Genomic DNA, 6,775 nt, shown 5'->3' on the forward strand with positions numbered 1-6,775 from the left:
CCACCTTCTGCCCCGCCTTCTGGCGCGTCTGCGCGGCCTGTATGGCCAGTTCTGCGAGTCTCTTGCCGTATTCGACATGCTGGTTGAGCCACAGCTCGAGCGCCGGGCGCACGAAGCCGCTGACCAACCGCACGGCGTCGCGCGAGTTCAGCCGTTCCTTGATCTGGCCCTGGAACTGGGGGTCCAGCACCTTGGCGCTGAGCACGTAGCTGGCGCGCGCAAAAACGTCTTCGGGCAGCAGCTTCACGCCCTTGGGCAGCAGGCTGTGCAGTTCGATGAAGCTTTTGACGGCGTTGAACAGCCCGTCGCGCAGGCCGCTCTCGTGCGTTCCGCCGGCGCTCGTGGGAATCAGGTTGACGTAGCTCTCGCGCATGGGCGCGCCGTCCTCGGTAAAGGCCACGCACCAGGCTGCGCCCTCGCCTTCGGCAAAGCTCTCGCTGCCACCGTCGACAAAGCCCTCGCCCTCGAACAGGGGGATCACCGGTTCGGCGCCCAGGCTCTGCATCAGGTAGTCGCGCAGGCCGCCCTTGTACTGCCAGGTTTGCGTCTCGCGGGTCTTTTCGTGCACCAGCGAAACCGACACCCCCGGCATCAGCACCGCCTTGCTGCGCAGCAAATGGCTGAGCTCGCCCATGGGCAGCGCGCTGGATTCGAAGTACTTGGCGTCGGGCCATACGCGCACCGTGGTGCCCTGCCTGCGCTCGCCCGCCTCGAGCGGCCGGCAGACCAGGGGTTCGACGACTTCGCCGCCCGCGAACACCAGGCGCGCGGACTGGCCTTCGCGGTGGCTCGTGGCCTCCAGGCGCGTGGCCAGCGCGTTCGTCACGCTCACCCCCACGCCGTGCAGGCCGCCCGAGAAGCTGTAGGCGCCGCCCTGGCCCTTGTCGAACTTGCCGCCCGCGTGCAGGCGCGTGAAGACGAGCTCGATCACCGGGGCCTTTTCCTCGGGGTGCATGCCAAAGGGAATTCCGCGCCCGTCGTCCTCGACGCCCACCGAACCATCGGCGTGCAGCGTGACGCGGATCTTTTTTCCGTACCCGGCGAGCGCCTCGTCGGCGGCGTTGTCCAGCACCTCCTGCACGATGTGCAGGGGGGTGTCGGTGCGGGTGTACATGCCCGGACGCTGCTTGACGGGCTCCAGGCCCTTGAGAACGCGGATCGAGCCTTCGGAGTATTCGCCCGCAAAGACGGAGGAGGGTTTTGCAGCCATGGGCGCGGATTGTAATGCGGCATTGCAGCAAAATCTGGATAAAAAAACAGATGTCCGCCCCCTGCCCCGCGCCCCGCTGCACCGGCGCGCAGCAGGCAATCCGGCTACATTCTTGTGGATGCACATGTACAGGGATACGCGTATGAATCCGCCCAAACTGTCGATGCTCCAGGTGCTCGTTTGCGGAGCGGCCATCGTGACCCTGTCCATGGGCATCCGCCACGGCTTCGGGTTATGGCTGCTGCCCATCACGCAGGAGCGGGGCTGGACGCGCCAGTCGTTTGCCCTGGCGCTGGCGATCCAGAACCTCTCCTGGGGATTCATCGGCATTTTTGCGGGCATGCTCGCGGACCGGTTTGGCGCCTTGCGCGTGCTCCTGGGCGGCGCCGTGCTCTACGGCCTGGGGCTCGCGGGAATGGCGCTGGCGCCCACGCCGACGCTGTTCGCGCTGACCGCCGGGGTGCTGACCGGCGCGGCGCAGGCCGGCACCACCTACGCCGTGGTCTACGGCGTGATCGGCCGGCAGATTGCCCCCGAGCGCCGGTCCTGGGCCATGGGCATGGCGGCGGCCGCCGGATCGTTCGGCCAGTTCCTGATGGTTCCCGTGGAAGGCTGGCTGATCGCCCACCTGGGCTGGCAACAGGCCCTGCTGGCGCTGGCGGCCATGGTGCTGCTGATCGCGCCACTGGCCCTGGGCCTGCGCGAACCCGGGTTCCGGGGCGCGGCGCCGCCCAGGCGCGAGCAGACCATCGTGCAGGCGCTCGGCGAGGCCCTGCGCTACCCCAGTTTCAACCTGCTGATGGCGGGCTACTTCGTGTGCGGTTTCCAGGTGGTGTTCATCGGCGTGCACATGCCCAGCTACCTGCGGGACCACGGCCTGTCGCCCCAGGTGGCCAGCTACGCGCTGGCACTCATCGGGCTGTTCAACGTGTTTGGCACCTACGTCGCCGGCATGCTGGGTCAGCGCCTGCCCAAGCGCCAGATCCTGTCCTTCATCTACTTTGCGCGCGCCGTGGCGATCAGCCTGTTTCTGCTCGCGCCGCTCTCGCCCGCGTCGGTGTACCTGTTCTCCGCCGTGATCGGCGCGCTGTGGCTCTCGACCGTGCCACCGACCAACGCCACCATCGCCCAGATCTTCGGCGTGCAGCATTTGTCCATGCTCGGCGGCTTTGTGTTCTTCAGCCACCAGATCGGCAGTTTCATGGGCGTGTGGCTGGGGGGCTATCTGTACGACACCACCGGCAGCTACGACATCGTCTGGTACATCGCCATCGCCCTGGGCGTGTTCGCCGGCCTGGTGAACCTGCCCGTGAACGAAAGCCCCATCCGGCGCAGCGCGCCGCAACCCGCCTGAGCCCGCGCACCATGGACGACGCCCCCGCCCCACACCCCCCGCGCTGCCACGTGCGCTGCGCTGGCTGGGCTGGGCCGTGGCGCTGCTGCTGTGCCTGCTGGTGTTTGGCATGTACACCGCGCCGGGCTTCATGGTGATGCTGGCCGACCAAATCTGGGCTTGCTTCTAATGTTCTGCCCAATCAATACGCGCTATGTGTTGGCAGCGGGCGCTGGCGTGGTCGCGAATGTGATCCTTGGCGCGTCCTCGCTTTACTGGAAGCAGCTCGCAGTGATTTCACCGGAAACCCTGCTTGGCTATCGCATCTTCCTGTCCCTTGCAACATTGGCTCTGGCGATGCTGATGTTGCAGCGTTTCAGGGCTCTCGCAGAGAAACTCACTTGGCGCACCGTCGGCATCCATGCCGCAGCAGCATACCTGGTTGTGTTGAACTGGGGCACGTTCATCTGGGCGTCCATTCACGGACATGTCGTTGAAAGTGGTCTCGGCTACCTGATTGCGCCGTTCATCGCAATTGCGATAGCCAAGGTGGTGATTGGCGATACGCTGAGCGCGGTGCGGCTGGCGGGATTGGTGGTGATTGCGATGGCCGTTGCTGCGCTGATGCTGCGCAGTGGTGAACTCAATCATTGGGTGTACTTGGTCATCGGGGTGACCTGGGGCGGCTACGCCTGTGCAAAGAAACTGACGCCACTCGACCCCTTTGGTGGGCTCTTCATGGAAACTTTCACGCTGTGCGTGCTGTGGCTGCCTCTTCTGGCCGCCTCGCAGGTTTCACTGACCTTGCCTGGCAACCTGCCGGCGGCAACGGCCGTGCTGCTGCTGGTATGCGGCCTGGTGTCCGTGGTTCCGCTGTGGCTGTTCGCGTATGCGGCAGGGCATTTGCCGCTGTCTGCCATGGGCTTCTTCCAGTTCGTCTTGCCGACGACACAGCTGTTGGTCGCCCTCGTTTTCTATCGCCAGCCCTTGTCGAACAACACGCTGCTGTGCTTCTCGATCATCTGGGCGGCGTTGCTGGTCATCCTCAGCGAGCCCCTATGGCGCTTCGGTCGGCTGCGGCCGAGAAACTGAGCGCGGGGCAGGACACTGGCCCACGGCATCATGCGGTTTCCCGGATCCGCACCTCGATGTGCAGGCCCGCAGCCGCAACCATGTTCACCAGCGCATCCAGGCTGAACAGGTTGATCTTTCCACGCACCAGGTCGGAGACACGCGGCGGGGTCACGCCAAGAATCTGCGCGGCCTGTACCTGGCTGATTCCGGTTTTGATCAAGTGGTTCTTCAGCGCCGTCATCAACGCGGAACGCAGCTTCATGTTTTCCGCTTCCTCCGGGGTGCCCTCAATGGCGTCCCAGACGCTGGTAAATCGCTGGCTTCTCATTGGCCCATCTCCTTCAACAAATCGCGGTACCGCCTGGCGGCCAAGTCCCCATCGGTCTTGCTGGTCTTCTCTGTCTTTTTCTGGAAACAGTGAAGCACGTAGACGGCATCAGAAAACTTGGCAACGTAGAGGACTCTGAATGCACCGGCGGCATCCCGAATCCGGATCTCTTTCACACCCTGACCCACCGTATTCATGGGTTTCCAGTCGTCAGGCTCCTGACCATTTTGCACACGATCGAGTTGATGACCCGCTTCGCGTCTTGCCGCAATCGGGAACCTCCGCAGGTCATTGAGGGAGCTACCACGAAACTCAATTGGTTTTGGCTCGGTCACGCCCTGACCATACAATATTTTGTATTGAAAGACAACACCCCCATGCACACCGCCGAAACCCCCAGTGAATGGCTTTGCCGCTGGAGCCACCTGATCGCGCCCGGCAGCACGGCGCTGGACGTGGCCTGCGGTGCGGGGCGCCATCTGCGCTGGCTGCGCGGCCTGGGACATCGCGTCGTGGGGGTGGACCGTTGCGCGCAGGCCATCGCCGCCTGCGCCGGGTTGGGCGAGATGCTCTGCGCCGACGTCGAGAGCGGCCCCTGGCCCCTTGCCGGGCGGCAGTTCGGCGCCGTGGTGGTCACCAACTACCTGTGGCGCCCCCTGCTGCCGCGCATCGTGGACAGCGTCGCGCCCGGTGGTCTGCTGATCTGCGAGACCTTTGCGCAGGGCCAGGAAACCGTGGGCCGGCCCACCCGGCCGCAATTCCTGCTGCGGCCCGGCGAACTGCTCGGCGCCTGCGCGGGTCTGCGCGTCCTGGGGTACGAGGACGGTTTTCTGGAGCAGCCTGCGCGCTTCGTGCAGCGCATCGCCGCGCTACGGGAGCTCCCGCAGTCCGACGCCCCCGCGCGGCATCATCTGCCCCCGAGGGGCGGCGCGGGGTAGAACCCCCGGACCCTCCTCAAACGGCCCCCAGATGCGGCAGCAGCCCGGCCGCAGGCTGCCCGCTGCGCAGCGCCGCGGTGAAGGCCAGCATGCGGTCGATGGGCTGGCGCGCGCGCGCGATGAGCGCCGGGTCCACGAGGACGGCGTTGGCGCCCGTCTCCAATGCATGGACCACACCGGCCAGGCCGTTCATGGCCATCCAGGGACAGTGCGCGCAGCTCTTGCAGGTGGCGCCATGGCCCGACGTGGGGGCCTCGTGGAAGACCTTGTCGGGGTTTTGCGTGCGCAACCTGTGCAGCATGCCGTTGTCCGTGGCAACGATGAATTCCTGCGCGTCCATTTCGCGCGCGGCCTTCAGAATCGCCGAGGTGGAGCCCACGGCGTCGGCCAGCGCCACCACCTCGGCGGGGCTCTCGGGATGCACCAGGACCTTGGCCCGGGGGTGCTCCTGCTTGAGCGCCTCGAGCTCGAAGGCCTTGAATTCGTCGTGCACGATGCAGGCGCCGCTCCAGAACACCATGTCGGCGCCCGTCTCGCGCTGGATGTAGGCGCCCAGGTGGCGGTCCGGCGCCCACAGGATTTTCCGGCCCGCGGCGCGCAGCGCACGCACGATCTCCAGCGCGCAACTGGAGGTGACGACCCAGTCGGCCCGCGCCTTCACTGCGGCGCTGGTATTCGCGTACACCACCACGCTGCGCTCGGGGTGCTCCGCGCAGAACGCGCCGAACGCGTCCGCCGGGCAGCCCAGGTCGAGCGAGCAGCTCGCGTCCAGGTCGGGCATGAGGATGGTTTTTTCGGGCGAGAGAATCTTCGCCGTCTCGCCCATGAAGCGCACGCCCGAGACCACCAGCGTCTGCGCGGCATGGTCGCGGCCAAAGCGGGCCATCTCCAGCGAATCGCCGACGAATCCGCCCGTCTCCTCGGCCAGGTCCTGCAAGTCCGGGTGCACGTAGTAGTGCGACACCATGGAGGCGTTTCTTTCCTTGAGCAGGCGGCGGATTCTTTCCTTCAGCGCCCCCCGCTCGGCCTGCGCAGGCTCGGGCGGAACGCGCGCCCAGGCCTGTCGGGTGGCGCATCTGCCGTCGGCGGCGTGCGCGTCCAGCGGCTGCTCGTAGGCCACGCCGATGCGGTTCAGTACAGCGGTTGCGTTCATGACAACTCCTGCAGGCGCATGGAAAAGTCGGTGGCCTTCACGTCCTTGGTCAGCGTGCCGACGGAGATGCGGTCCACGCCCGTCTCGGCCAGCGCGCGCAGCCCTTCGAGCGTGACGCCGCCCGAGATTTCCAGCACCGCGCGGCCCGCGTTCACGCGCACGGCCTCGCGCAGCATGGGCAGCGGCATATTGTCCAGCAGCACCATCTGCGCGCCCGCGTGCAGCGCCTCGGTCAGTTGCTCCAGCGTTTCCACTTCAATCTGGATGAATTGCGCCTGCGCGGCCAGCTTCCCTGCGGCGTGCAGCACGGCGGCCACGCCACCGGCTGCGGCAATATGGTTTTCCTTGATCAGCACCGCGTCGTACAGGCCGATGCGGTGATTCACGCCACCGCCCACGCGCACGGCGTACTTTTGCGCCAGGCGCAGGCCCGGCAGGGTCTTGCGCGTGTCCACGATGCGCGCGCGCGTGCCCGCGACCGCATCCACATAGATGCGCGTCTTGCTCGCCACGGCGCTGAGCAGTTGCAGAAAGTTCAGCGCCGTGCGCTCGGCGCTGAGCAGCGCACGCGCCTGGCCTGCGACCTCGAGCACCACCTGGTCGGGCGCGCAGCGCCGGCCCTCGGCCACATGCCAGGTCAGCTGCACGGCGGGGTCCAGCGCGCGCAGGGCGGCCTCGGCCCAGGGCACGCCGCAGATCACGGCCGCCTCGCGCGCACGGATGCAGGCGCGCGCGCGGC

General features: G+C 66.7%; 8 protein-coding genes. 3 read left to right on the plus strand and 5 right to left on the minus strand.

Annotated features, from left to right (window positions below):
* A partial coding sequence (locus tag VTU_RS0104400) for an ATP-binding protein (protein ID WP_010101205.1) occupies positions 1–1,210 on the minus strand: 1,210 nt, incomplete at its 3' end.
* 142 nt (positions 1,211–1,352) lie between these two features.
* Between VTU_RS0104400 and VTU_RS0104405 the strand changes: the two genes are divergently transcribed.
* Together VTU_RS0104405 and VTU_RS0104415 are read left to right on the plus strand one after the other, a co-directional pair.
* Positions 1,353–2,564, plus strand: a complete 1,212-nt coding sequence (locus tag VTU_RS0104405; protein WP_010101206.1) for an MFS transporter — start codon at positions 1,353–1,355, stop codon at positions 2,562–2,564.
* A gap of 168 nt (positions 2,565–2,732) precedes the next feature.
* Entirely contained in the window at positions 2,733–3,635 is a 903-nt protein-coding gene (locus VTU_RS0104415; RefSeq protein ID WP_010101208.1) for an EamA family transporter, read from the plus strand.
* A 28-nt stretch (positions 3,636–3,663) separates the two neighbouring features.
* Here the strand turns inward: VTU_RS0104415 and VTU_RS0104420 are convergent, their stop codons facing one another.
* Positions 3,664–3,945 carry a helix-turn-helix domain-containing protein gene (locus VTU_RS0104420; protein ID WP_010101209.1) on the minus strand — a complete coding sequence of 94 codons (282 nt, stop codon included), beginning with the start codon at positions 3,943–3,945 and terminating at the stop codon, positions 3,664–3,666.
* Entirely contained in the window at positions 3,942–4,280 is a 339-nt protein-coding gene (locus VTU_RS0104425; protein ID WP_029554102.1) for a type II toxin-antitoxin system RelE/ParE family toxin, read from the minus strand. The genes VTU_RS0104420 and VTU_RS0104425 overlap by 4 nt, the downstream gene beginning before the upstream one ends.
* Before the next feature lie 42 nt (positions 4,281–4,322).
* Here VTU_RS0104425 and VTU_RS0104430 point away from each other — a divergent pair, with 42 nt between their 5' ends.
* Positions 4,323–4,883: a class I SAM-dependent methyltransferase gene (locus VTU_RS0104430; RefSeq protein ID WP_010101211.1), complete on the plus strand. Its 561-nt coding sequence runs from the start codon at positions 4,323–4,325 to the stop codon at positions 4,881–4,883.
* A 16-nt stretch (positions 4,884–4,899) separates the two neighbouring features.
* Here VTU_RS0104430 and nadA read toward each other — a convergent pair whose 3' ends face one another.
* On the minus strand, positions 4,900–6,036 hold the full coding sequence (gene nadA / locus VTU_RS0104435; RefSeq protein ID WP_010101213.1) for a quinolinate synthase NadA: 1,137 nt from the start codon (positions 6,034–6,036) through the stop codon (positions 4,900–4,902).
* Positions 6,033–6,775, minus strand: a 743-nt coding sequence (nadC, locus tag VTU_RS0104440; protein ID WP_010101214.1) for a carboxylating nicotinate-nucleotide diphosphorylase, incomplete at its 5' end; no start/stop codon positions are given. The genes nadA and nadC, both read right to left, overlap by 4 nt.

The organism is Verminephrobacter aporrectodeae subsp. tuberculatae At4 (assembly GCF_000193225.1).
GTDB classification, from domain to species: domain Bacteria; phylum Pseudomonadota; class Gammaproteobacteria; order Burkholderiales; family Burkholderiaceae_C; genus Acidovorax; species Acidovorax aporrectodeae.